At 51.2% G+C, this 23,802-nt stretch carries 23 protein-coding genes; 15 read left to right on the forward strand and 8 right to left on the reverse strand.

Annotation, left to right across the window (positions count from 1 at the left end; all coding sequences use genetic code 11):
- Window positions 1–302 precede the first annotated feature (302 nt).
- The gene (locus tag L1X57_RS18365; RefSeq protein WP_009722681.1) at window positions 303–1,220 is read left to right on the forward strand and encodes a metal ABC transporter substrate-binding protein; all 918 of its coding nucleotides are present in this window, start codon (window positions 303–305) and stop codon (window positions 1,218–1,220) included.
- 59 nt (window positions 1,221–1,279) lie between these two features.
- On the opposite strand, the gene L1X57_RS18370 is transcribed toward L1X57_RS18365, so the two are convergent.
- Window positions 1,280–1,948, reverse strand: a complete 669-nt coding sequence (locus L1X57_RS18370) for a phosphoglycolate phosphatase (protein ID WP_009722680.1) — start codon at window positions 1,946–1,948, stop codon at window positions 1,280–1,282.
- A 153-nt stretch (window positions 1,949–2,101) separates the two neighbouring features.
- Between L1X57_RS18370 and L1X57_RS18375 the strand changes: the two genes are divergently transcribed.
- On the forward strand, window positions 2,102–3,400 hold the full coding sequence (locus L1X57_RS18375) for an NAD(P)/FAD-dependent oxidoreductase (protein ID WP_009722679.1): 1,299 nt from the start codon (window positions 2,102–2,104) through the stop codon (window positions 3,398–3,400).
- A 9-nt stretch (window positions 3,401–3,409) separates the two neighbouring features.
- On the opposite strand, the gene rpe is transcribed toward L1X57_RS18375, so the two are convergent.
- Window positions 3,410–4,111, reverse strand: coding sequence for a ribulose-phosphate 3-epimerase (rpe, locus tag L1X57_RS18380; RefSeq protein WP_009722678.1), 702 nt, complete (start codon window positions 4,109–4,111; stop codon window positions 3,410–3,412).
- 221 nt (window positions 4,112–4,332) lie between these two features.
- Between rpe and cysP the strand changes: the two genes are divergently transcribed.
- Genes cysP through L1X57_RS18400 form a run of 4 tightly spaced genes read left to right on the forward strand, consistent with a single transcriptional unit; the run spans window position 4,333 to window position 8,152 of the window.
- Window positions 4,333–5,370, forward strand: a complete 1,038-nt coding sequence (gene cysP / locus L1X57_RS18385) for a thiosulfate ABC transporter substrate-binding protein CysP (RefSeq protein WP_009722677.1) — start codon at window positions 4,333–4,335, stop codon at window positions 5,368–5,370.
- 9 nt (window positions 5,371–5,379) lie between these two features.
- A complete protein-coding gene (cysT, locus tag L1X57_RS18390) occupies window positions 5,380–6,234 on the forward strand; it encodes a sulfate ABC transporter permease subunit CysT (protein ID WP_009722676.1) in 855 nt (284 codons plus the stop codon).
- Window positions 6,234–7,061, forward strand: a complete 828-nt coding sequence (gene cysW, locus L1X57_RS18395) for a sulfate ABC transporter permease subunit CysW (RefSeq protein ID WP_009722675.1) — start codon at window positions 6,234–6,236, stop codon at window positions 7,059–7,061. Before cysT ends, cysW begins: the two co-directional genes overlap by 1 nt.
- Window positions 7,058–8,152 (forward strand): sulfate/molybdate ABC transporter ATP-binding protein, encoded by a 1,095-nt coding sequence (locus L1X57_RS18400; RefSeq protein ID WP_009722674.1) that lies wholly within the window; start codon window positions 7,058–7,060, stop codon window positions 8,150–8,152. The genes cysW and L1X57_RS18400 overlap by 4 nt, the downstream gene beginning before the upstream one ends.
- Before the next feature lie 126 nt (window positions 8,153–8,278).
- On the opposite strand, the gene L1X57_RS18405 is transcribed toward L1X57_RS18400, so the two are convergent.
- Complete coding sequence (locus L1X57_RS18405; protein WP_234667837.1) at window positions 8,279–8,860, reverse strand: alpha-ketoglutarate-dependent dioxygenase AlkB family protein; 582 nt, start codon at window positions 8,858–8,860, stop codon at window positions 8,279–8,281.
- 171 nt (window positions 8,861–9,031) lie between these two features.
- Here L1X57_RS18405 and L1X57_RS18410 point away from each other — a divergent pair, with 171 nt between their 5' ends.
- The gene (locus L1X57_RS18410; protein ID WP_009722672.1) at window positions 9,032–9,925 is read left to right on the forward strand and encodes a DMT family transporter; all 894 of its coding nucleotides are present in this window, start codon (window positions 9,032–9,034) and stop codon (window positions 9,923–9,925) included.
- A gap of 136 nt (window positions 9,926–10,061) precedes the next feature.
- A complete protein-coding gene (locus L1X57_RS18415; RefSeq protein WP_009722671.1) occupies window positions 10,062–10,655 on the forward strand; it encodes a YajG family lipoprotein in 594 nt (197 codons plus the stop codon).
- Between the two features lie 55 nt (window positions 10,656–10,710).
- On the opposite strand, the gene L1X57_RS18420 is transcribed toward L1X57_RS18415, so the two are convergent.
- The 3 genes from L1X57_RS18420 to L1X57_RS18430 form a co-directional block, all read right to left on the reverse strand.
- Window positions 10,711–11,343, reverse strand: coding sequence for a thiopurine S-methyltransferase (locus L1X57_RS18420; RefSeq protein ID WP_009722670.1), 633 nt, complete (start codon window positions 11,341–11,343; stop codon window positions 10,711–10,713).
- A gap of 51 nt (window positions 11,344–11,394) precedes the next feature.
- On the reverse strand, window positions 11,395–12,030 hold the full coding sequence (locus tag L1X57_RS18425) for a TIGR04211 family SH3 domain-containing protein (RefSeq protein WP_009722669.1): 636 nt from the start codon (window positions 12,028–12,030) through the stop codon (window positions 11,395–11,397).
- An 87-nt stretch (window positions 12,031–12,117) separates the two neighbouring features.
- Complete coding sequence (locus L1X57_RS18430) at window positions 12,118–12,447, reverse strand: DUF1820 family protein (RefSeq protein WP_009722668.1); 330 nt, start codon at window positions 12,445–12,447, stop codon at window positions 12,118–12,120.
- 213 nt (window positions 12,448–12,660) lie between these two features.
- On the opposite strand from L1X57_RS18430, the gene L1X57_RS18435 reads away from it, so the two are divergent.
- Genes L1X57_RS18435 through L1X57_RS18445 form a run of 3 tightly spaced genes read left to right on the forward strand, consistent with a single transcriptional unit; the run spans window position 12,661 to window position 16,750 of the window.
- Window positions 12,661–13,884, forward strand: coding sequence for an ATP-grasp domain-containing protein (locus tag L1X57_RS18435; RefSeq protein ID WP_009722667.1), 1,224 nt, complete (start codon window positions 12,661–12,663; stop codon window positions 13,882–13,884).
- 30 nt (window positions 13,885–13,914) lie between these two features.
- Complete coding sequence (locus tag L1X57_RS18440; protein WP_009722666.1) at window positions 13,915–15,948, forward strand: hypothetical protein; 2,034 nt, start codon at window positions 13,915–13,917, stop codon at window positions 15,946–15,948.
- Window positions 15,949–15,997: 49 nt separating this feature from the next.
- On the forward strand, window positions 15,998–16,750 hold the full coding sequence (locus tag L1X57_RS18445) for a TlyA family RNA methyltransferase (RefSeq protein WP_039868777.1): 753 nt from the start codon (window positions 15,998–16,000) through the stop codon (window positions 16,748–16,750).
- 97 nt (window positions 16,751–16,847) lie between these two features.
- On the opposite strand, the gene mscK is transcribed toward L1X57_RS18445, so the two are convergent.
- Entirely contained in the window at window positions 16,848–20,189 is a 3,342-nt protein-coding gene (mscK, locus tag L1X57_RS18450) for a mechanosensitive channel MscK (RefSeq protein ID WP_009722664.1), read from the reverse strand.
- Window positions 20,190–20,365: 176 nt separating this feature from the next.
- On the opposite strand from mscK, the gene L1X57_RS18455 reads away from it, so the two are divergent.
- The 4 genes from L1X57_RS18455 (at window position 20,366) to L1X57_RS18470 (ending at window position 22,477) form a co-directional block, all read left to right on the forward strand.
- Window positions 20,366–21,385 (forward strand): phospholipase A, encoded by a 1,020-nt coding sequence (locus L1X57_RS18455; protein ID WP_009722663.1) that lies wholly within the window; start codon window positions 20,366–20,368, stop codon window positions 21,383–21,385.
- 81 nt (window positions 21,386–21,466) lie between these two features.
- On the forward strand, window positions 21,467–21,799 hold the full coding sequence (locus tag L1X57_RS18460; protein ID WP_009722662.1) for a DUF883 family protein: 333 nt from the start codon (window positions 21,467–21,469) through the stop codon (window positions 21,797–21,799).
- A complete protein-coding gene (locus tag L1X57_RS18465; RefSeq protein ID WP_009722661.1) occupies window positions 21,799–22,203 on the forward strand; it encodes a phage holin family protein in 405 nt (134 codons plus the stop codon). The genes L1X57_RS18460 and L1X57_RS18465 overlap by 1 nt, the downstream gene beginning before the upstream one ends.
- Window positions 22,178–22,477 (forward strand): YqjK family protein, encoded by a 300-nt coding sequence (locus L1X57_RS18470; protein WP_009722660.1) that lies wholly within the window; start codon window positions 22,178–22,180, stop codon window positions 22,475–22,477. The genes L1X57_RS18465 and L1X57_RS18470 overlap by 26 nt, the downstream gene beginning before the upstream one ends.
- 102 nt (window positions 22,478–22,579) lie before the next feature.
- Here the strand turns inward: L1X57_RS18470 and L1X57_RS18475 are convergent, their stop codons facing one another.
- Window positions 22,580–23,764 (reverse strand): NAD(P)/FAD-dependent oxidoreductase, encoded by a 1,185-nt coding sequence (locus L1X57_RS18475; RefSeq protein WP_009722659.1) that lies wholly within the window; start codon window positions 23,762–23,764, stop codon window positions 22,580–22,582.
- Window positions 23,765–23,802 lie beyond the last annotated feature (38 nt).

A 23,802-nucleotide genomic window follows, 5' to 3' on the forward strand; every position in this document is an offset into this window, starting at 1 on the left:
TGCTGGGATGATACCCCAACCCAAGCACCACTTGCAGGGCCAAGGGTCGACTAAGACATTCACACTTATTTTAGAGGGCCAACCAACAAACCCCAGTTGAGTACTCTGGTAGTTTTCAGTGGGGAACTAGCGCCGAGTTTATCAGTAAATTGTGAGGGGCTTTTCAAAGTAATCAAAAATCCTGAAGGTGACTGGTTAGCCCCTACTGCTAGGTTTAAGCAACTTGGCAGCATAACGAAACTGGTAACAGGTCTGTACTGTCTTTATGATCTGCCGTCTTTTTAATGTGTTAGGAGCGTGACATGGACAAGCGAACACCCTGGATAATCACGCTCGTATTGATGACGACTGTCAGCAGCACTCACGCGCTGGGAGACACTTCGTTTAAAGTTATCGCTTCATTTTCAGTCGTTAAAGACTTAGTAAAGCGTGTGGCGGGCGACAACATCAGTATTACAACGATTGTGCCCACAGGGGAAGATGTGCACCGCTGGGAGCTTCAACCGCCAAATGCCTTGGCTGTCGAAGAAGCTGACATTGTTTTCTATAACGGACATGGGCTAGAGCCATGGATACGGCATATCGAAGCCATGGCAGATGATTCACTAACGCTGATAGCACTTGCAGAAAACGCCGATTATGAGCCGCTAGCAATTCCAGTAGGCCAGTATAAGAATCATTTTGACCCGCATATGTGGATGGACCCGAAAGGGGCAGCCGCTTATGTTGATGTGATAGAAAAAACGCTTATCGAGCACTATCCCGAGCAGGCTGACACGTTTACCACCCGAGCCGCTGAAACTCGTAAAGCATTGGCGCTGTTAGATCATCAACTCAGAGAGCGTTTGGAAGGCATTCCGCAAACCAATCGCATGCTCACCACCAGCGAAGCCTCCATGGCCTACTTTGCCCGCGCGTACGACTTTGAATACGCAGCCATTTGGGGCATTGGCAATGAGACGATTGGCAGTGCGCAGGCAATGGAAGCAATGAGTATGCATCTTTCGCAAAAGCGCCCGCCTGCGCTGTTTTACGAAAGTACATCACCCTATATCCACATGGATGCCCATGCTCGAGAAACGGAGCTTTCGCTAGCCGGGCCTTTATACGTAGATACCTTAAGTGATGCCGACGGCTCCGCTTATAACTATCCTGCCATGTTGCGCCATAACGCTGAATTACTGCATGAATACTTAGGCGGCGCACGAGCAGAAAAATAGCCCTGGAAAAACAGCCCTGGAAAAACAGCCCTGGAAAAACAGCCCCATCACCGTCTATTTTATTCCGTTAGCGCCAGCAGTGAGCTAATGATCAAATCAGGTTGGCTATGCTCAATCGGCTCGCCGTGATTATAGCCGTAAGGTAACGCCACGGTGGTAAAGCCAGCGGCTTTGCCTGCGGCGATGTCGTGGCGCGAATCGCCAACCATGACACTTGCCGAAGGTGGAATATCCAACTGTTGAGCCACATGGAGTAGCGGCAGTGGGCTGGGCTTTTTCTCGGCAAGACTGTCGCCGCCAATGCAGTGCGTAAATAGCGACAATAGTCCAAAATGGCTCAAAATTGGGGCAATAAAGCGCTCAGGCTTGTTGGTAATCAGTACCAGTGGATAGCCTGCCTTGTGCAAGTCATGCAGTGCTGTTCGCACGCCTGGATAGAGCCGGGTTAGCGCATTGGGAGCAGCACCGTAATGGCGCATAAAAGCCTCGTAGGCGGTGGTTTGCAACGCCTGCCCCAGAGCATCTGGTAACGCCCAGGTTAGCGCTCTTTCGACGAGTACCTGAGCACCATTACCTACCCAGTCACGCACACGCTCTTCGCCGGGTGCAGGCAGCCCAACGTCACTGAGCGCGCACTCAACCGCCACCGTCAGATCTGGGACCGAATCAATCAAAGTGCCATCTAAATCAAACGCAATTAACCGCTTCCCCTGCAAAATGGCGTGCACGCTATTCACTCCCTGCTCTAAACAAAAATAATTTTCAAAAAATGGCCGTTAGTAAACGTAATCGCCGTTGATTCTTTTATCCTACCGACTTAGCACGTCGCCAACCACGCCCGAAAGCTCTATGCTGTGACCATATTAGCCGAGGAGAAAGTAATGACCATCCCCCGAATTGTGATTGTCGGCGGCGGCGCCGGCGGGCTTGCCCTAGCCACGCGTTTAGGACGCACGCTAGGCAAAAAAAAGCGCGCCGAGATTGTCCTGCTAGACCGCAATGCCACTCATGTATGGAAACCACTTTTACACGAACTCGCTACCGGAGTATTGAACTCCAGCATGGATGAAGTGGATTATCGCGGCCACTCTTCCGCGCACCATTACCGCTACCAGCGCGGCTCTTTAAATGGCCTTGATCGCGAACAAAAAGTCATTCACCTAGCACCCATTAAAGATGAAGACGGCGTTGAAGTCCTTCCCTCTCGGAAACTAACTTACGATTATCTAGTAATAGCGCTCGGCAGTATTTCCAATGATTTTGGTACCACAGGCGTTGCTGAACACTGCCACTTTATTGATTCGCCCCAGCAAGCCAAAGCGTTTCAGCGCGATATGATCAATACCTTTTTGCGTTATACCGATCCAACGCTTCGCCAAAACGCTGAATTGACCATTGGCATTGTGGGCGGTGGCGCAACGGGCGTAGAGCTTTCTGCGGAGCTTTTAGATGCTTCGCGCTTGCTTAATGCCTACGGCGTCACCGCCGTTGACCACCAAACTATTAGTGTCCACCTCATCGAAGCGGCACCCCGCTTGCTGCCCGGTTTATCAGAACGTATCAGCGAAACAGTGCAACAAGAGCTTGAAAGTATGGGCGTTACCGTCCACGCCGGCACCGCTATTCAAGAAGCTCAGCAGTATCAATTGGTGACTGGCGATGGTGAGGTTATCGAAACCGACCTAAACGTGTGGGCAGCAGGCATTAAAGCACCACCATTTTTGGCTGAATTAGACTTAACCACTAATAAGAAAAATCAAATCAGCGTTCACCAAACGCTTCAGAGCGTGGATGACCCTTATATTTTTGCCATGGGCGACTGCGCTGACTGCCCTCAGGGCGAAGACAAAACCGTGCCACCACGAGCTCAGGCTGCTCATCAACAAGCCAAAGTGCTTGCCAAAAACCTCGTGCACTGCCTGAATAGTAAACCGCTGCAAAACTTTACTTATCGTGATCACGGTTCGCTTGTATCGCTCGCCCGCTACGATGCCGTAGGAAACCTAATGCGTAGCTCCGCGTCTCGAGGGCTATTTTTGGAGGGCTGGTTAGCGCGCCAAGCCTACGCTTCGCTTTATCGAATGCATCAGCTGTCTATTCATGGCGCGCCTAAAACGGGACTCGCATGGCTGGTTGATAAGCTAAACCGCTACCTAAAGCCCCGCATGAAATTGCATTAAGTTTTCCGCTTAGCCGTTACCCTTTGCTAACTCGGCGCGCAGTTGCTGGATAACGCTATCGTAACCGTGCGGGTCGCTTGACTGGTGAGCATTGAAGATAGCCGAGCCAGCGACAAAGGTGTCGGCACCCGCAGCGGCGATATCGGCAATGTTATCTACTTTAACGCCACCGTCGATTTCTAAGCGGATCGGGCGACCTGAGGCTTCGATACGTGCCCGTGCTTCACGCAATTTATCCAGCGTGCCGGGAATAAATGACTGGCCGCCAAAACCCGGGTTGACGCTCATCAGCAGCACCATATCGATTTTGTCCATGACATAATCGAGATACGAAAGCGGTGTTGCCGGATTAAATACCAGCCCTGCTTTACAGCCACTATCGCGAATCAGCTGTAATGAGCGATCAACATGTTCTGAGGCTTCCGGGTGAAACGTGATGTAACTCGCCCCAGCCTCACTAAAATCGCCGATCATGCGATCCACGGGTTTGACCATTAGGTGCACGTCAATGGGCGCCGTTACACCATGCTGGCGCAATGCTTTGCATACCATCGGCCCAATCGTCAGGTTCGGCACATAGTGATTATCCATGACATCGAAATGGACAATATCGGCCCCAGCGGCCAATACATTGTCGACCTCTTCACCAAGACGCGCGAAATTAGCGGAAAGAATCGAAGGGGCAATCAGGAAGTCCTGCGCAGCGCTCATAGTGCATTCCTAGGTTAACAGGGGGAAAGGAAGGCCTATATCTTACCAGAGCCTCCTACGAAGCCCCATCTCCCTAGCCGTTAAAGCCCTGCCGCGAATGCACGCATATCTTTAAATGCATATTTCCAAATAGAATATAAAACATAATTGTAATTCCACAATCACAGGTTTAACCTTATCCTCATTGCGATTAAATCGCCCCCAGATGTAAGGAGCCTGTAATGACGCGATCTACTTTTTTCCGGACTGGCCTACGCCGCAGCCTGCTAGCCGCTGCTGTTGGCACGACAGTAGCTACCACGGCTGTTTCTACCACGGCAATGGCCCAAGAGCGCGAGCTACTAAACTCCTCTTACGATATTGCCCGTGAATTATTTTCGGCTATTAATCCGGAATTCCAAGCGTGGTGGCAAGAAGAGCATGGCGAAGAAATTGCTATTAGCCAGTCCCACGGCGGCTCTTCAGCGCAAGCTCGCGCGATCATGCAAGGGCTGCGTGCAGATGTAGTCACCTTTAATCAGGTGACTGATGTTCAAGTTCTTGCAGATGCAGGCCTAGTAGCAGAAGACTGGCAGGACGCGTTCGACAACAATGCTTCTCCCTATTACTCCACCACTGCATTTTTGGTTCGCAAAGGCAACCCGAAAGGTATTGAGAGCTGGGATGACCTGGTGAAAGAAGACGTGCAGATGGTCTTCCCTAATCCTAAGACGTCCGGTAACGGCCGCTACACCTACCTAGCCGCCTGGGGATTTGCCGAGAACGAATTTGAGGGTGATGAAGAGCAAATCCAGGACTTCATGCGTACTTTCTTGCGCAATGTTGCAGTGTTCGATACCGGCGGCCGTGGCGCCACCACTAGCTTTATCGAACGCGGCATTGGCGACGTATTGATCAGCTTTGAATCAGAAGTAAACAACATCCGTAGCGAATACGGCAGCGACGACTACGAAGTCATCGTGCCGCCGGTCAGCATTCTGGCAGAATTCCCCGTTGCGGTAGTGGGTGAAAATGCTGAGCGCAACGGCAACAGCGACCTTGCCCAGAGCTACCTTGAGTATCTCTACCGTGAAGACACCCAGCGCTTGCTGGCAGGCTTTAACTATCGCGTTCACGATGAAACGGTTGTAGCCGAATTTGCCGATCAATTCCCCGATACCGAACTTTTTGAAGTTGAAGATGTGTTTGGCAGCTGGGAAGAAGCAATGGAAAACCACTTTGAAGGCGGCGCCCTACTTGATCAACTGCAACGTCGTTAACGGAACCCCATGAGCCAGCTAGCATTATGGCGGTCCGGCAGCGCACGCGTGCTGCCGGGCTTTGGCCTATCTATGGGGATCAGCGTCCTATTTATTTCGCTGGTTCTCCTTCTCCCGATCACCGGGCTATTTGGCCAGTTGGCAGGGCTTAGCCTTGCCGAATACTGGGCCATTATTACCGAAGGCCGTGTGGTAGCCAGTTACATGGTCACCATAGGAGCAGCGGCTGTCGCGGCGCTGGTGAATGCAGTATTTGGCTTACTACTCGCCTGGGTACTGGTTCGCTATGAGTTTCCCGGCAAGCGTCTTTTAGATGCCTTAATGGATCTTCCCTTTGCGCTCCCCACAGCGGTTGCAGGTATTACCCTCGCTACGCTATATGCGGGTAACGGCTGGATGGGCAGCTTATTAGAGCCGCTAGGGTTTCAAGTAGCCTATACCTGGGTAGGCATTGCACTGGCCATGGCGTTTACCAGCATTCCGTTTGTGGTGCGCACCGTACAGCCGGTGCTGGAGGATTTACCCGCAGAAGTTGATGAAGCAGCGATGTCTCTTGGAGCAACCGATGGCGTGGCGTTTCGGCGTGTGATTATGCCGCACCTTTGGCCAGCTCTCGTTACTGGCACTGGGCTAGCCTTTGTGCGCTCGTTAGGTGAGTTCGGAGCCATTATTTTCATTGCCGGTAATATGCCCTACGAAACAGAAATCACCGCGCTGATGATTTTCGTCAAGCTCCAAGAGTATGACTATGCTGGCGCCTCCGCGATTGCCTCCGTCGTGCTCTTTGTGTCACTGGCTCTACTGCTGGCGATCAATATTTGGCAGGGTCGCTTTGTGCGCCGCTTGCATGGAGGAAAAGGCTAATGCGTCGGATTGGTGATGCACCCGCTGTGCGGCGTTTACTCATTGGCGCCGCACTGTTGCTTTCAGCGCTGTTTTTGCTGCTGCCCTTGGTGGCAATCTTTGCCCAAGCGTTCTCCCAGGGCGTAATGGTCTTTTGGGCTAACGTTAGCAATACATTCACCTTGCACGCGATTGGCCTAACGCTCGTCATTGCATTATTAACCATACCGGTATGTCTAGTGTTTGGTGTCGCTTTGGCGTGGCTAGTTACCCGCTTCAGCTTTCCAGGTCGGCGCATTTTACAAACACTGATCGATATTCCGTTTGCGGTATCCCCAGTAGTAGCAGGCCTTATATATTTACTGCTCTATGGGCGAAACGGCTGGATTGGCAGCTGGCTAGACACCCACGATATTCAACTGATGTTCGCTTGGCCCGGTATTTTAATGGTGACTATTTTCGTGACCTGCCCGTTTGTGGCACGCGAACTAATTCCGCTCATGCAGGCCCAAGGTTCCCGGGAAGAAGAAGCCGCCGTGACCCTCGGCGCAGGCGGCTGGACTACTTTTCGGCGTGTCACGCTACCTAACATTCGCTGGGCACTGCTTTACGGGATCATTCTCACCAACGCGCGTGCGGTGGGTGAATTTGGAGCCGTTTCGGTGGTCGCCGGGGCTATTCGTGGTAAGACAAACACCTTACCACTGCACCTAGAGCAGCTTTATCAGGATTACAACGCGGTGGGCGCATTTGCTAGCGCCGCACTGCTGGCCCTTATTGCCCTGTTAACCCTTGCGGCCAAGGCAGGCCTGGAATGGCGCGCAGCGCGCCAGGAGGCATTTTTATGAGTATTCGCCTACAGAACATCGCCAAGCACTTTGCCAATACCCAAGCGCTTGAGCCGATCAATCTGGACATTCATGAAGGCGAACTAGTCGGACTGCTTGGTCCGTCTGGCTCTGGAAAAACGACACTTCTACGTATTATTGCCGGCTTGGAGAGCGCTGATCGCTCCCCTCAACCCGGTAAAATACTGTTCGGCGACCGTGATGTAACTAACGTTCACGTTCGCGATCGCCGCATTGGGTTTGTTTTCCAACACTACGCTCTCTTTCGCCATATGAGCGTGTACGACAATGTAGCCTTTGGGCTAACCGTGATGCCCAAAAAGCGCCGCCCTTCTAATGGCGAGATTCGTGCCCGCGTATTTAGGCTGCTGGAAATGGTTCAGCTTCAGCATTTAGCGAACCGTTTGCCTGCCCAGCTCTCGGGTGGCCAGCAGCAACGTGTATCGCTTGCACGCGCCCTGGCCGTAGAGCCTGACGTGTTGTTATTGGATGAGCCGTTTGGTGCGCTGGATGCCAAAGTGCGTCAGGATCTACGTCGCTGGCTACGCCGACTTCATGAAGAGCTTAACTTTACCAGCGTGTTTGTTACCCACGACCAAGAAGAAGCATTGGAGCTTTCTGACCGTGTCGTGGTGATGAGTAACGGTCGTATCGAGCAAATTGATACGCCTGAAACGCTCTATCGTTCGCCCAAAAACCGTTTCGTGTTTGAATTCCTTGGCGACGTTAACCACTTAGAAGGCAAAGTACATCAAGGCGTACTCACCTGCGGCGACGCTCATCTCAATGTTGACTTGCCTGACGGTGACGAAGAGTTATTGCTTCGTCCTCACGAAGTTCGCCTTGCCCAGCAGCCTAGTGCAGAGAGCCACTTACCGGTGACGATTACTGCTATTTCACCGGTAGGTGCTGAAGTGCGTGTTGAACTGGAGGCCGACTGGCTGGCTAAGCCATGGCTTGCAACGGTGCGCCATGCTGATTTTGAGCAGCTTCAGATGCGCCGTGGACAACGTCTCTTTGTCCATCCACGTCAATGGCACCGCTTCCCCGAAGCAGAGCCGAAAGTGGAGAAGCAAAGCCGCGTCGCTTAGGGCGTCCCAACGGCACAAGTGGAAGGTAGCTTTAGCTCGCCGCTGTAGAGCTTTCACCTTCTATTTGCTCCTCTGGGAGGCCTCTTTCGCTCGCAACCACTAGGCTACCAGCCTACCTAAAGAGGGTTAGCGCATTTGCCTAAACGTTAGGCTCACCCGTGGCTCACGATCTTTCTTGGTTTTAGGCAGGCTGTGTAGCCAATTTTGCTGTGTGGTACCTTTCATAATCAAAAGGCTACCGTGCTCTAGGTTAAGCGATACACTCTTCCCTGTTTTTTTATGTTTAAACGAAAACTTTCTTTCACCGCCTAGGCTCAACGCAGCGATCGCACCATTCGCGATAAGATCTTTTTCGGCATCACTGTGCCAACTCATACCTTCCGTGCCTGAACTATAAAAATTACACAGGCACGAATTAAACACCTCACCGCAGTTACTCTCCACTACCTGCTTAATTTCTTGTAAAAAACCAGGCCACGCTGACGCCATCTTTGTATAACCTGAGTACGTATAAGAGACCGGTTCATCCGCATACCAGGCTACTTTCCTCTTGGTAACGATCTCTTTTCCGTAAATAAACGCTCGATCATGCTCCCAACTTAGTTCGCCCCGACATTTAGCTAGATAAATATCGGCAGTGGTCGTATCTAGAATTTTGCCGTGATAATAAACCGCCCCATCTTGTGGAAGCAGATTAATCAACTTCATATCGTCGTTTTCAAACAGATCTGTAAACGTCATAGCGATGCCTATTTTGTGCCGACTACAAAGACAGCAAGAAACGGGTTTTTCCCATACCCCAAAGGCGGCAATACTGAGTCACACAAGGCTAACCCTAGGGCCTGCTGACTAATAGAAAACTTTAAAATGGGGTATTAAATGAAAGCAATCGACTATATACGACTACTATCATTAGCCGCCATCTGGGGAGCGAGCTTTCTTTTCATGCGAATCGCCTCTCCAGCCATAGGGCCAATCAACACAGCATTTTTTAGAGTCTTTTTTGGCCTAATTGGTTTAGCTTTTATCATTTTAATCATACGCAAAAGCCTAGAGTTCAGAGGTAAACTAGGTAAGATTTTGATATTGGGTGCTATCAACTCAGGCATTCCTTTTCTTATGTACAGCATAGCAGCAACATTATTACCAACTGGATACTCAGCTATTTTAAATGCCACAACTCCTTTAACGGGCGCCATGATTGGCTTATTTATCTTTGGCGAGCGTTTATCGTTAAGAAAATGGATAGGTGTCACGTTAGGCATTATCGGTATTACAGTCATTACTACGGTGGGTGATTCAAATACCGTCGGCAATATATACATTGGCGTGGCCGCTTGCATCATAGCCACTATTGGTTACGGCTTTGCGGGGTTTCTCACCCGAAAGTGGATAACCCAACAGGGCGGCCTGGATTCAACACTGGTAGCGTTTGGCAGTCAAATAGGCGCGACCGCTTTTCTCAGCCCCTTTTTGATCTGGAATATTTCATATGGCCCTAGCATTGATTGGCTTCAAGGTGATGTGTGGATCAGTCTGCTAGCCGTCGGCTTTTTATGCACCTCTCTCGCTTATATCCTCTATTTTAGATTGATCGCCGACATCGGGCCTTTACGGTCGCTCACCGTCACTTTCTTAGTACCACCCTTCGCTGTGCTATGGGGCTTTTTAGTTCTTGATGAAACGATTTCCAGCGGATTCCTATCGGGATCTGCCGTTATTTTGCTTTCCGTCTGGTTAATCGTTGGTCCCGATTCCCAAAAAACAGCCTAACGCATTTGATCGATATCGCTGACGGTACTTCTCCCGATGCGGCGTTGAAAGCGACGGCACAACCCACACCACCAGAACATACCGCCAGCACACTACCCGCGTTATACTGACGTTTTAGCCATAGCGGAGAAATACCATGCGTCGGCGCCATTTTTTACACCTCTCTGGTGCACTGCTTACCAGCGTTTTGCTAGCGGCCTGCGCTAGCCCTCAGTACCTACAGCTAAGCCCAGAGCGCAGCGCCAGCGTGCCGCAGACAGGCTCTGGCCAGCAAGTCACCGTGATAACTGCTGATGCTAGGGAAAGTGAAGTGATTGGAACACGCTCAGGTGGCAGTATGTCTACCGCGCAGATTACCGTGAGTAGTCATGAGCTAATCCCGCAGCTACAAGCCGAAGCGGAACGCGCTGTTCGCGATATGGGGTTCACCCCAACCCGCGATGCTGCCCAAGGCCGCCCAAGTGTCACCCTTGAGCTGGCAAGCCTTAACTATGCCAAAGGTGACAGCGGACAACCACTGATCGACGAAGCCCGCCTTGAAGGAATTTTTCGGGCAATCGCCCAGAACAAAGGCACGACGTATACCGGCACTTACACCTCGCGACGCACCCAAGGCTATGCCATCAAACCCGGCGAAGACGCCAACACACGCATGCTAAACGACTTGTTAAGTGATGGCTTGAACCGCGCGTTTAGTGACCCAGAACTGGGCCGCTTACTCGCCCGCTAAACGGTTTACCCCTAACGGTTTACTCTGAGCATATCTGCCCGCCTAGCGGGCAGATTTATATGTGCGGACCACGACGCTCCAGCGCCCAAACGCTTTCACTGCGCCCTCGCTCATCAGCCTCTCTGTTTTCAACCAGTTCAACGCGAAAGTTGGGCACAAACAAATGTTCAATTTCACGGTTGGGCACGCTGTAGGGCGGGCCTATATTGCCTTCATCGTGAGTTAATCCCACTAATAACCCTCTAGCACCAGGTGGTACTAATTGAGCAAGGTGAAAGGCGTAGCGCTCTCGAGTAGCGGGAGGTAGCGCAATCAGTGAGGCTCGGTCATAAAACGCACCCACTTCTGCCGCTTGCTTGATGTGTAAATGAAAAAAATCACCACACCATAGTTCGACGCTGCCCTGGCGTGAAACATTGAATCCAGCCTGCGTATAGCGCGATACGCCTGCATTGCGCTGTGCTAGAAACTGCTCTATCGCCTCAGGTGCCAGCTCAATACCCAGTACGGGATGCCCTTCATCTGCCAGCCAACGCATATCCAGACTTTTTCCGCATAACGGCACAAGCACCTTGGCACCAGGCGTCACATTGAGCGTAGGCCAGTATTGAACCAACGCAGGATGCGTATCGGACAAATGAAAGCCGATACGACCCTCTTGCCAACGTTGACGCCAGGGATTTTCCATTGAGACCACCTCGTACTCAAAATTTCGCGTAACGCTTATTTTAGAACCTGTTTAAAACCAGCGATCTCTCTTCTTACGACGACGCGGTAAATGGGGAACAATCAGACCGACTAATAACCCAGCCCCGGCAACCCCGCCGCCATACATGAAATAGCGCATAAGTAAGTCTTCTTCTTGCGTGTCTAGACGCGCCTGCAATGCACGCACCTGCTGCCGAGACTGCTCTGCTTCACTATCGAGTTCTCGGTTACGCGCTTCTAACTCGACGATCCGCTGTTCACGGATATCAAGCGTTTCTGTCATAGAAGATACTCGTTGATCCCAAGTATCGTTAATACCATTCAACTCTTGAGTGAGCTCATCTACTTGCGCTTGTAATACAGGCAACTGTTCACGGGCACTCGGGTTTTGCTGTAGCTCGCTGCTGAGCACCCAAACTGTATCGCCGCTATTGCTGCGTACACGAGTATAATCACCGCTTGTTTCAAGCACCTCGACTTGCTCACCCGCATTTAACGTTCCTACAATGCGATAGCCATCGGTGGGGCCGCTACGCACATACGTGCTTAGCTCATCACTTACCCAGGCTTGGTTATCAGACTGGGCAAATGCAGGAGTTCCTCCGATACTCAACAACACGCCAACAGCAGCGGCGTAACAACTACTACGAAGTTTATTTACTTGCATGACGTCATGTCCTGATTTTAAAAAAACGCGCGAGGCCGACGAAGCCAATCGCGCGATCGCTCAAAGCGGTGCGCTTGTCTTAGGCGCTTACCCTTCCCCACGAGGCGGCAATGGGAAGGGACGAGGAAACTCTGCGACGCGGGCATCGCTCTTAACTGCTTTCAAAGGGCCTTCACGTTCGACTTCATCAATACGCACAATGGAGTTCAGCGGCAGGTAGCTGCGCTTAACGCCTTCAAAAGTGCGCTGCAATTTTTCCGCCCCTGGATCAACAACAACCCGCGACGCATCGTCAAAGACAAACTCCTCGACTTCAATAAAGCCCCAGAGTTCGCTTTGAAAGATTTCTCTGACGTATAAATCCCATATTTCACCTTGTTGGTGAACCACCACACGGTAAATCGGCTTGGCCGCCATCTTGGCCTATTCCTCTTGCCACTTGAACATAATGTTAAGGCGTCTAGCCTACCATACTCACGGGTTTGCTCTTTAGTACGCCATCATCAAAAGCGCTTATTTTTGGCTATTTTCATCTTCAGAGGCTCCTAATTGGCCGATAGGTTGCTCTATCGTGTATGGTGAAGTAAGTGGTCTGGCAACTTTATTCACTCACCCACAGGAGTCACTATCATGCAAAAGGATCCCAATAAGGGCTATATCGCCCTATTAGGTTGGAGCCTCAATGCGATCGAAGCGGCAGAGAATTTTGACCGCCGTTACATCGTAGTTGCACCCGACTGGGCCGAGGAGTACTGCCAAAAACATGACATCCCCTACGTTCCATGGAATTTTGAGCGCCTGAATGACCGCTCTATCGAAATTGCTGAAACGCTGAAAGAGAAAGGCGTTGATGTTGCAATTCCGCTTTATGAAGAGACCGTGGAGTGGGCGGGCGCGATTAACTCACTGCTGCTCGATAATCCACGCATTTATGGCCAGTCGCTGTTGCTACGCGACAAAGCACTAATGAAGCGCCGCGCCCAGCTAGGCGGCATTCGCGTGGGTATTTTTGAAGAAGCCCACGATAAAGACGACGTTGTCCGCTTTCTTAAGCGCGTTAACCAAACGCTACTCAAGCTCGATGGTGATCCCAACGACCCCATCCACCTGAAAGCGTTTGATAAGGCTGGCTGTCTTGGCCACCGGGTGATCCGTACACCGGATGAAGTGGATACTATCCCTGACGAAGAATTTCCGGTGCTAATGGAGTCTCACCTGGACGGCTGGGAATTCGCCGTTGAAGCGTGGATTCACGATGGCAAAATCGCGTTTCTGAATATTTCAGAGTACGTGACACTTGGCTATTCAGTGTTTGTGCCCGCTTCTCCAGAGCTCGAAAAGTACCGCGAACAGATCACGACGCAAATCGAAAAACTGATCAAAGCATTTGATATTGATTTCGGCTTAATTCACCCCGAATACTTTGTCACCAGCGACGGTGAAATGTACTTTGGCGAAGTCGCTTATCGCCCACCTGGCTTCAAAGTCTTTGAGCTTCTCGAACGAGTTTACGGCTTTAACGCCTATCAGGCGTCTATGCTGGTCTTCGATCCTAACAGCACCAAAGAAGAAGTCGCTGCCTTCTTTCCAAAAGAAGTGGTCGACGCAGATGGATTCGCGGGTTGCTTTGGCGTATACCCCCGTCGTCGGGTTGTTAGCCGCCTAGAGATTCCTGAAGAAACAGAGGATCACCCCTACTTTGAATCTCACGAACTGACCACACCGGTTGAAGAAACCGTTACTAAACGCACCGCGTTTGGTACCCACTGGGGCTTGGTCTACTTTAAAGGCGAAGACGCACACACTATTCGTGATCTGCTTAAACGCCAAGAAGACCTCGACTTCTATGTATAATCCCCGCTACGGCTGGGATAAGGAGTCAATGTGACGATCAATCAAGAGGCATCTTCAACTGAAGATGGCAAGCTCAAAGGATTGCTGAGCAAATTTGATGATGCAGTGCGCCTGCTTTCGCAGGCGCCTGCTTTTTCTAAACCGGCGAAACTGCCCCGCGTAATGGATACTGCGCGCCGAATCTTGATGCAAGAGGGTGGCTGCGCCGCCCTCGAAGCACGCGCGGCGGATTTTGAATCCGCCGGTGTGTTTGCAGGCTCAGACTGGGAGACCCCGCAGTTCTTAGTGCCCACCCTTACCACGTTCTCTCTAAAAAGTGCTGACGCCAATATGGTGGTTATTGAAGCTCTGAGTGAACTGCGGCTTTTAGCAGTCGCCAAAGGTGATTACTTACACGCACTGGTATCCCAAGAGCATGCACACCACTATTTAACACAAGTGATGGCCATCAACTTATGGCTGTTATTTAACGCGCCAAGCGAGGCCGAACGGGAGACCCAGGGACGATTAGCAACTATCCCCAGGCAACTGTTTAAACACTTAGCCGATCGCATCGGTTACGAACATGTTATTGATCAGCTCATTGATGAAATATGGCGTATTTTAAAGCAGCGCCCTATTCAAGTTGATCCCATCAAACAGATGATCACCCAAATTGCGCTGTGCCAAGTCAATCCTGAAATTGATTTGGGAGCAAGTGGTCAAGGGGCTGACAGGCTGGTTAGCTCGCTTTTCGGACCAACCCAAGCTTGCCGCGAAGACCCTGGCGTTGAGCTTTACCGTGAACGCCTGGAACGTATGGATAACGCTGCTTTGCAAGCGGAATCCACGGGTTTCGCTCGTGCTATGCACGACACAGGACTGGTATCGCCCTATCATACGGTACTCATGCGCTATTTACTGGAAGAGGGAGACCACCTGCTATCAGAAGCACTGGGACTCTCATCGACCGGACGTGACTGCTTACTCTGCTATCGTGAACTGGTTCATGCGCTGATTCGCAGCGGTGTTTATCCTGCCACAGCCCAAGCGGTTTATGGCTTGGCACTATTACTTGAGCGGGGCATTCTCTATCAACCCCCCGTCGCTCCCGCTATGTGGCGCCAGCTCAACCTGAAGCTTTCAGAATGGTCAGAAGCACGATTGAATATTGCCTATGGCGACGACGCGTCACCCCGCGCCCGTCTGATTGAAGGCGTGCTTTGCATGCTAGGGCTGCCGCTAGGCGTAGGACAGGGCAATAATCCTACCTGCCAGTCAGCGAGAGCGCTCTCTATGTGGGCCTACAACGATCCTGACTATTTGCTACAAATGGTGGCCTGGGCCGCGCGTGATGATGAAATCATTATGCATTTTGAAGGACAGTCAATCTCTTCAATGGAAAGTGCGTCTGGCGTTGCATCCGAACTACCGATGGACCTAGACCCAGCTTCCTTGATTGTTGTCCCGCATCTAGACCGTATTTACGCTGAGATGGGTAGGCGCTGCATTGGCCGTGAAGGTGACCCCCACCGCTGGGTTAACCCAGAGTTTCACGGTTGGTGGTCAGGACGGGGTTTTAGCATTAACGTTGATGTTGCCACCGGCCAACTTATCGGAGTGGATAGCTTTATTCGTCACTTCTACGCTAGCTATCACCCTTATTACAATGGCAATCAGCCGCTGATTCATCCTCAGCCTGCTGGCATTGCTGTCACTGACAGTGCTGCCCGCTTTATTGGCTGGCATGCGATTACAATTTTGCGTGCCTCTTTAGATCCTAACGATGTAATGAGGATCTATTTTTACAACCCCAATAACGACAGCGGCCAGGACTGGGGGGATGGTGTTAAAGTCAGCACTTCAGGTAATGGAGAACGCTTTGGCGAGGCCTCGTTACCCTTCGCACAGTTCACGTCTCGATTATATATTTACCATTATGACCCGTTGGAGCGTGGCGAGCTGGCCACGGTAACGGAAGAGGAGCTTGAGTCCGTAAAAGGCTATCTGCATCGTAGTTGGGGGGGGAGCCGTTTACCCCCTACTGAGCTACAGGCAGATGAGGGGCCACACTCCCCGACGTGAGGCTCGCTAGAAGCGTTTAATAACCGCCATATTGACGACAATGACTCAACTGACACGTTTAGACCAACTACTGGTCAGCCAAGGGCTGGCCAGTTCTCGTACGCGCGCACAGCGGTTGATTCGCAACGGTCGCGTGTACCTTCAAGATGGCACACCTCTCGGCAAGCCATCCGAAAAGTGGCCGCTGGATACCTTGCTTCATATCGATGAAGACCCAGAGGAACGCTACGTTTCCCGTGCAGGCTTAAAACTAGAGGGCGTTCTTAACGCACTTAACATGCGACTGGATGGACGCGTCGTGTTAGATATTGGCCAATCAACGGGGGGCTTTACCGATTGTTCACTTCAATTTGGTGCCTGTCATGTCATAGGTGTTGAAGTTGGCCATACACAGTTAGCCGAGCGCTTACGTGGCGACCCAAGGGTCACTTGTCTAGAAGGCTTAAATGCCCGTCATATGACGTCATCGACAGCCCTTCAAAACGCCGTGGCTAACCATCCTATCGACATGGCCGTGATGGACGTTTCGTTTATCTCGCAAACACTAATCTTGCCCGAGATTGCCCCTCTTTTACCCACGGGGGGGCAACTACTTTCATTGGTAAAACCACAGTTTGAGCTAGAACCAGGCGCCCTGGATAAGCGTGGCATTGTGCGTAACGCTAGCCGTTATGCCGACGTGGAGCAAAAGATACGCGATGCTTGCACTGAATGCAGGTTACTCATAAGCCACTGGCAGGAAAGCCCGATTACCGGCGGCGACGGTAATCGGGAATTTTTACTACTGGCCACTAAACACTAACAACAAAGCATTTAATAACAATCGCTTAAGAATAAGCACTTAAGAATAAGCACTTAAGAATAAGCACTTAAAACAAGCCCCAATGCTAACCTAGCCATTAGCTTAGGTTAGCAGGAGGCAGTCGGTTAGCTGATTGTACTTTAACTGATTCGCCTCGGTCACGGTGCAACCACACGTCCATTTGCTCGAAGGCCACCCGCACACCCGCCTCACGGAACAACTCATCAACCCGGCAGTTAACTTCGTCCGCAGCAAACAGCCGGTCAAGCAAATCGTTGACGAAAATACGCAGCTCAAAATTCAGGCTGTGCGGCCCGTAGTTCAGACAGAAAACCTGAGGCTCGGGGTCTTCTAGTACGCGGGGGTTTTCGTCGGCGGCCTGACGCAGCAGCGTATGCACTAAAGGCAAATCAGACCCGTGAGTAACCCCGTACGTCAGCACTACGCGGGTCACATTATCCGAAAGTGACCAGTTGATGAGCTGATCCGTCACAAAGGTTTTATTGGGAATGATGATTTCTTTTCGGTCAAAGTCAGTCACTGTGGTGGCTCGAATGCGGATCCGACTCACCGTGCCATGAAGATTCCCAAGCGTAATGGTGTCACCAATCCGAATTGGGCGTTCAAACAGAATAATCAAGCCAGAAATAAAGTTGGCAAATATCTCCTGAAGCCCAAAGCCTAAGCCCACACTCAGTGCCGCCACCAGCCACTGCAATTTATTCCAGGAAACACCCAGCGTCGCCAACGCCATCACGACGCCAGTTCCAACAATAGTGTAGGAGAGCAGCGAGCTAATGGCATAAGCACTACCCTGCTTTAATGACAAGCGCGAAAGCACCATCACTTCCAATAAGCCGGGCAAGTTACGCGCCATGATAAAGGTAACGGCGACTACAAGCAGCGCAGTGAACACATCGGAAATCGATAGCGCGTCTCCGACCAAGTCACCCTCTTCCGCATCCCATATTGACACCTGATCTAAATAGCCCAGCACCGCCAGTAGGTCTGACCACACCAGGTACAGCAGGGCACTAAAACCTATTAACAAAATCAACTTCGATAGGCGCAATGATTGCGAGTTGATTTTCTCCATATCTAAAGGAGGCTCTTCAACGACCTCAACCCCTCCTTCTGCGCCCTCTTGCACTTGAGCATGACGTCTAGCAAGCGCTCGCCGATAAGCTAACCGCCGTGCTGCAACTGCTAAGCTACGCACCACGGTGGCTTCAACAACGACCCACAAGCCCAGCAGATAAAGGGTTATTGCAAAACGTGCAACTAGGCGCAACGCCGTATACTCGTACCCCCACACCACAAGGCCTAGTAGCACAAGTGGTACCGACGCCATCGCAAGACCTAGCACCAGCCGAAATAGCCGCACACCGAAAAACGGGACATGAGATAAGATTAACAGCGCCAACCACCAGCTCATCGCCACCAAACCAGCGGCAAAAACCCCTATCGCCACCGGGCGCAACGCCAGCGGTGTTTCCATTTGACCTGAGAGCGCGGCAATAACGACCACAGGCGCTAACGCCAGTCCTAAACCACCCAGCAACTTACGCAACCGCGCAGTATAAGCCGGGGCCCAGGTGAAATGACGCTCTGCAACTCCGTCAGAGACAAGAAGCCGACGCCCCCAAGCCACAACCACCCAGCTAAGCGCCAATTGCATCAGCGCTGGCGAAACACTGCTTGCTAGTGCGCCTTCAGCCTCACTTAGAGCAACACCAACCCCCGCCAACCCTAAGGGCCCTGGCAGCGCCAGCAGCACATTTAAAAGCACCGCCTTTATCGTATGTAACTGAGTATCACTTTTCAGCCGACCAATTTGGGAGTGAATGAGCGCAAGCCGTGACTTAATTTGTCGACGCAGCCCGATCAGAGCCACGCCAAGCACAATAAGCGGAGCGCCAATCAGCATGCGCCATGAAAAACCCTGCCATTGAGTGGGTAAAATCGCCCGCCACTCTCCTTCTAACCACTCCTGCTGAAGGTTATGGGGAATTTGCCGCAGCCAGTTAATATCCAACGGACGGCTGTTGGCCACCCAAAATAGCTGCTCATCAATGGTTGCCCGCAAATCGCGCGTCGTCGCCAATAGCTGTTGTTGGTTTAGCTGCAGCTCAATAGCAGCACTCAGCAAGCTGCCGTAAGACTGCTCAAGCTGCTCTACCAATTCACGGCGCGATTGATAAAGTCGCGTCAAAGAGTCCACCAACCCTGGAGTGACATCAACCCCAGCTTCCTGCAAACGCTGAGCAGCCAAGCGATCACTTTGACGCAGCTGGTCGCGCTGACGAATCAAGTCAAATTGCTTGAGTCGCAAATCGGCAATTTCATCTTGCAAGTCACGCCTTGGCGCGACTAGCGGTAACGACTGGCGCTGCTCTCGAAGAATACGTGACAACAGCTGGCTACCACGGATAGCGTCAATTTGCTCGTTAAGGCTGCGCTGAAGTTGCCGCACATGATCTAGCTGGCGCTGTGCCTCTATATTTTCACGTATAATGCCGTTCGCTCGATCCGTGGCTCTCAGCAACTCAAGACTCAACGCTTGATTCGTTTGCTGAGCATTGAGTACCACAGGATGCCCTTCGGCGATCAGCGGGTCGTTCTTTGCTGCGTCTGCAATGGCTTGCTCAGAAACAAGCCGCCGCTGGCGGTCAATCACGCCTTGCAATAAGTTAAGCTGCTGCTCCTGCTGGTCTATTTGCAGCTCAATGAGCTCACGGCGCTCTTGAGCCAATTCGCGCAACCGACTGTTGGCACTCAGTTCGCGTTGGTTAAGGTTTACTTCCTGTTCAGCGAGGGCACGCTCAATGCGCCACTGAATTAGTTGTGCATCGTGGCGCGCCGACAGTTGCCGATCCCCCAGTAAGGCTTCTCGTTCATCAGATTGACGGCGTAAGTTTTCAGCTCGCTGTAACGCATCTGAAATTGCTTGCTGAGCGCGCTCAGGCAGTGTTTGCGCTGCCAACAACTGCGAATTCACTTCGGCTAATTGGCTTTGAAGCTGCTGAAGCTCTACCACTGCCTTTGCCTGTTGCGCTTCTAGCTCATTCAGCGGTATATCGCTAAGGTTATCTACCGACAGCTGCCGGCTTTCCTCTTCAGCCTCATTTAGTTCACGTTCCAGGCGACGCAGTATTTCAGGGGCTTGAGTGACCCGTTGCTCTAGCGATTTAAGGCGCTCTTCAACCGCATGAAGGCGCTCAAAACTTTGCAGTGCAGCTGATAAGGCTTCCTTGACCTGAGTCTGCTCAGTGGTTAGCTCGCTTTCCTGAGACTCAAGCTCGGCTAATCGCTCAGATAATTGCGTCTCAGTGGGAACTTGATCAAGTAACGGCGCTTGCGCATACACCGCACCGGAAACTGTTAACAATAGATAAATAAAAAGGAGCCGGAGAAGTGCTTTCAGTGCGTTTTTGACCACGTTACATATGCCTCATCGACATGGATGCTACTCCAATCAGGAAGATCTCTATTGTCAGGCGTTCTGGCTTCTTACGCAATCTAACGCGTTTGACGAACAGGAGGTATTGACTTACACAATGGGCGTGATAGAAGAGACTCCCATAACTGCCTTTTATTTATTTGCGAGCCATTTTGATGGTCATTCGAAAACTGTTGTTAGCTAGTTTAATTGTTTTGCTAGGCACTGAAAGCGCCCTTGCAGAGACACGCGAGGAAATTGAGGCCCGTATCCGCGCACTCAATACCGAACTTTATCAGTTGCGCCAACAGCTGCAACATGTTGAAGATCCGACTGAAAGCGAATCGATGCCTCCACCACAGCTGCTTCCTCAGGAAATGGCGCTTGAGGATCTCAGTGAGCGCCGCCAATTTGAGCACGAGTCAACCCGCAACCCGTTTTCAATTACCACCCACCGACTCAACTACCTGCTGCCCGTTAGCTATAACAAAAACCTGGACGCCGAAAATTTTCGCAGCATTTCTGAAGACTCTTCACCTAATGACGTCGAAGTAAAATTTCAGTTTAGCGCTAAGTTCAATCTGGCTGAGGATGTGTTTGGCGACATTGGTGATGTGTATTTCGCTTACACGCAGCGTAGCTGGTGGCAAGCCTATAATACCGACGCCTCTTCCCCTTTCCGGGAAACCAACTATGAGCCTGAAATTTTCATTGATTTTGATAACGCCTGGAGTGCACTAGGCTGGGTAAATACACGTAATCGTTTCTCCTTCATCCACCAGTCTAACGGCCGTTCAGACCCACTCTCGCGAAGCTGGAATAGAGTTTATCTCGAAAGCACGTTCCAACGCGGTGACTGGGCACTTTCTTTAGTCCCGCACTGGCGCGTACCTGAATCCGAAGGCGACGATGACAACCCCGACATTGATCGCTTTGTCGGCTATGGCGATATCCGCCTAGCAAAACGACTCAATAGTAACCACGAAGTGGCAGGGCAATTGCGTGGCAACCCAAGCGCTGGTAACTATGGCACTCAAATAGACTACAGCTGGCCTGCTTTTAACAATGTGCGTGCCCACCTGCAGTATTACTACGGCTACGGTGAAAGCATGATTGACTACAACAATCGTGTACATCGCCTCAGCATTGGCTTTAGCTTAAACCCCCTGTTCAGCGCGACTGGGCTGAACCGTTAGCGCTTGAGGTTGTCTTATAGTTAACGGCCAGCTATGCTGGAGTTGTTACTTATTCATATTCACTCGTCAAAGGATGACATCATGGCTAAACGTAATACTGACACCTCTGCTCGTGCTGACCAGTTGAAGGAAGATCTCCGCCACCTGAGTGAAACTGTCGAAGAGTTGATGAACGCCACGTCAAAAGATGCAAGTGGTGAGATGCGTGATCTTCGTGAACGCGCAGAAAAGCGATTGAAAGATACTCGATCGCGCTTAGAAGCACGCGGAGAACGACTTTACGAAGACACTCGTGAATCTCTATCTCAGCAAGTTGATTGCTGTGATCGTTATGTACATGAAAACCCTTGGGCCAGCATTGGTATTGGTGCCGCAGCGGGCCTAGTGGTGGGTATGCTTCTCGGTCGCCGCTAATGGCTTTAGGGCCAACACAACGCGTATTCTCTGCCGCCAAACGCCTGCTGAAATCATTAGTTGCTAATGGTGAAACCCGGCTTCGTTTGGCGGTCTTGGAGCTGGAAGAGGAGCGCGCCCGTTTGCTAACCCTGCTTTTATTGGCAGGGGCTAGCCTACTGTTATTGCTGTTAGGCGTCGCGACACTCACTGCACTGGTTGTTGTCCTGTTCTGGGATACTTACCGACTTACTGCAATTGGTGTCAGTGCGGGCGTTCTTATTGCTTTAAGTTTTTTACTAGCAGTTATGGCTATTCGGCAAGCGAAACAACATACGCTTTTGAAAGAAACGCTTAAGCAACTTGCCGCTGACCGGGCTTTGCTGGAGGTGAATGAGGATGACTCGTCCCAACACCGTCGATAAGCCTCCTAGCCGAGCAGAACGTAAAGCCACTTTGTTAGCTGAACTAGAGCAACAACGTATCGATATTTTGGTTAATAGCGACACGCTGACAAAGGCTGCTTCACCGCTAGACAATAACTGGCGCAACCTTAAAATACCTTTGTACGTGATTGGTGGCGTTGCTGCTTTGCGTATTTTGCGCCACCCAGGTGGCGCGATGGCAGTTGGCAGAAAAGCGCTGGCTAGCTACATGCTGATACGAAAGCTGAAGTTGCTAGCTAGAGTGACTAGTTAACACGCTACTGGCGATATAGTCTGATGAAATCTACACTGGGCCGTTTTATAAACGCTGATTTATAAATATCTTACGACTCTACGGCCCAGTTCTCTGCACTTATCAACATGCCTGCCCGCAGGCGACACCACTTGCCCAAGCCCACTGAAAATTATATCCCCCCAGCTCACCCGTTACATCTAGCACCTCACCGATAAACCTAAGCTGCGGTAGATCTTTCACTTCAAACGTTTTTGATGAGATCGATTCAGTACTTACCCCGCCCATCGTTACCTCTGCTGTACGCCATCCTTCCGTACCTGACGGCTTTAACTGCCATTGGTTTAGCCGCTGTGCCCAAATATCAAGCGCATCATTGCTGTACTCTGCTATGGAGCTGGCAAGATTGTGATCCGGGTACCACTCCAGCAGCGCTTGAGCGAAACGCTTGGGAAAACGTTCTCCCAACCATGTAGACAACTGACGTTTAGGGGTCGTATGACGCGCATGACGCAATGTTTCAGCGGCATGTTCACTGGGCAGTAAATTAATAGTGATAGTGTCGCCTGGCTGCCAAACGCTGGAAATTTGCAGCATCGATGGGCCTGACAGACCACGATGAGTAAATAGCATTGGTTCGATAAAGTGCCGCTCATTGCAGCTAACCTCGCATGGCACACTGACGCCAGAAAGTGCTGCTGCGCGTTCTTTCCAACTATCGCTCAAGGTAAACGGCACCAAACCTGGGCGGGTAGGCAGAACATCGATACCAAACTGGCGGGCAATATCATAACCAAACCCTGTCGCCCCCATTGTGGGTATCGACAAACCGCCCGTAGCAACCACTACCGTACCAGCGTCTATGCTCCCCATCGACGTGGCTAAGCGCATGCTATCTCCCACCCGCTCTACCTTAGAGATTGACGTACTGAGCGCCACCTTAACCCCCGCCCACTCACACTCAGTCAGCAAGACACTGACGATTTCTTTAGCAGAATCCGCACAAAAGAGCTGACCTGGGGCTTTTTCCACATACTCAACGCCATGTCGCTCTACCAGCGACACAAAATGCTCAGGGCGATAACGCTTTAACGCGGAAATGCAAAAAAAAGGATTTTCCGAGTAAAAGTGCTGAGGCGTAGTAGCAAGGTTGGTAAAATTGCAGCGTCCGCCTCCAGACATCAATATTTTCTTGCCTGCCTTGTTGGCATGATCCACTACCAGCACACGACGCCCCGCAAAACCAGCTTGAGCCGCACACATTAAACCAGCGGCACCTGCACCAATGACGACGACGTCGTAGACCATAAAATAAGGCTCCCAGGATGAAAAAAGAGGGGCATTTT

Source organism: Halomonas sp. TD01, from assembly GCF_923868895.1.
In the GTDB taxonomy this organism is placed as follows: Bacteria; Pseudomonadota; Gammaproteobacteria; order Pseudomonadales; family Halomonadaceae; genus Vreelandella.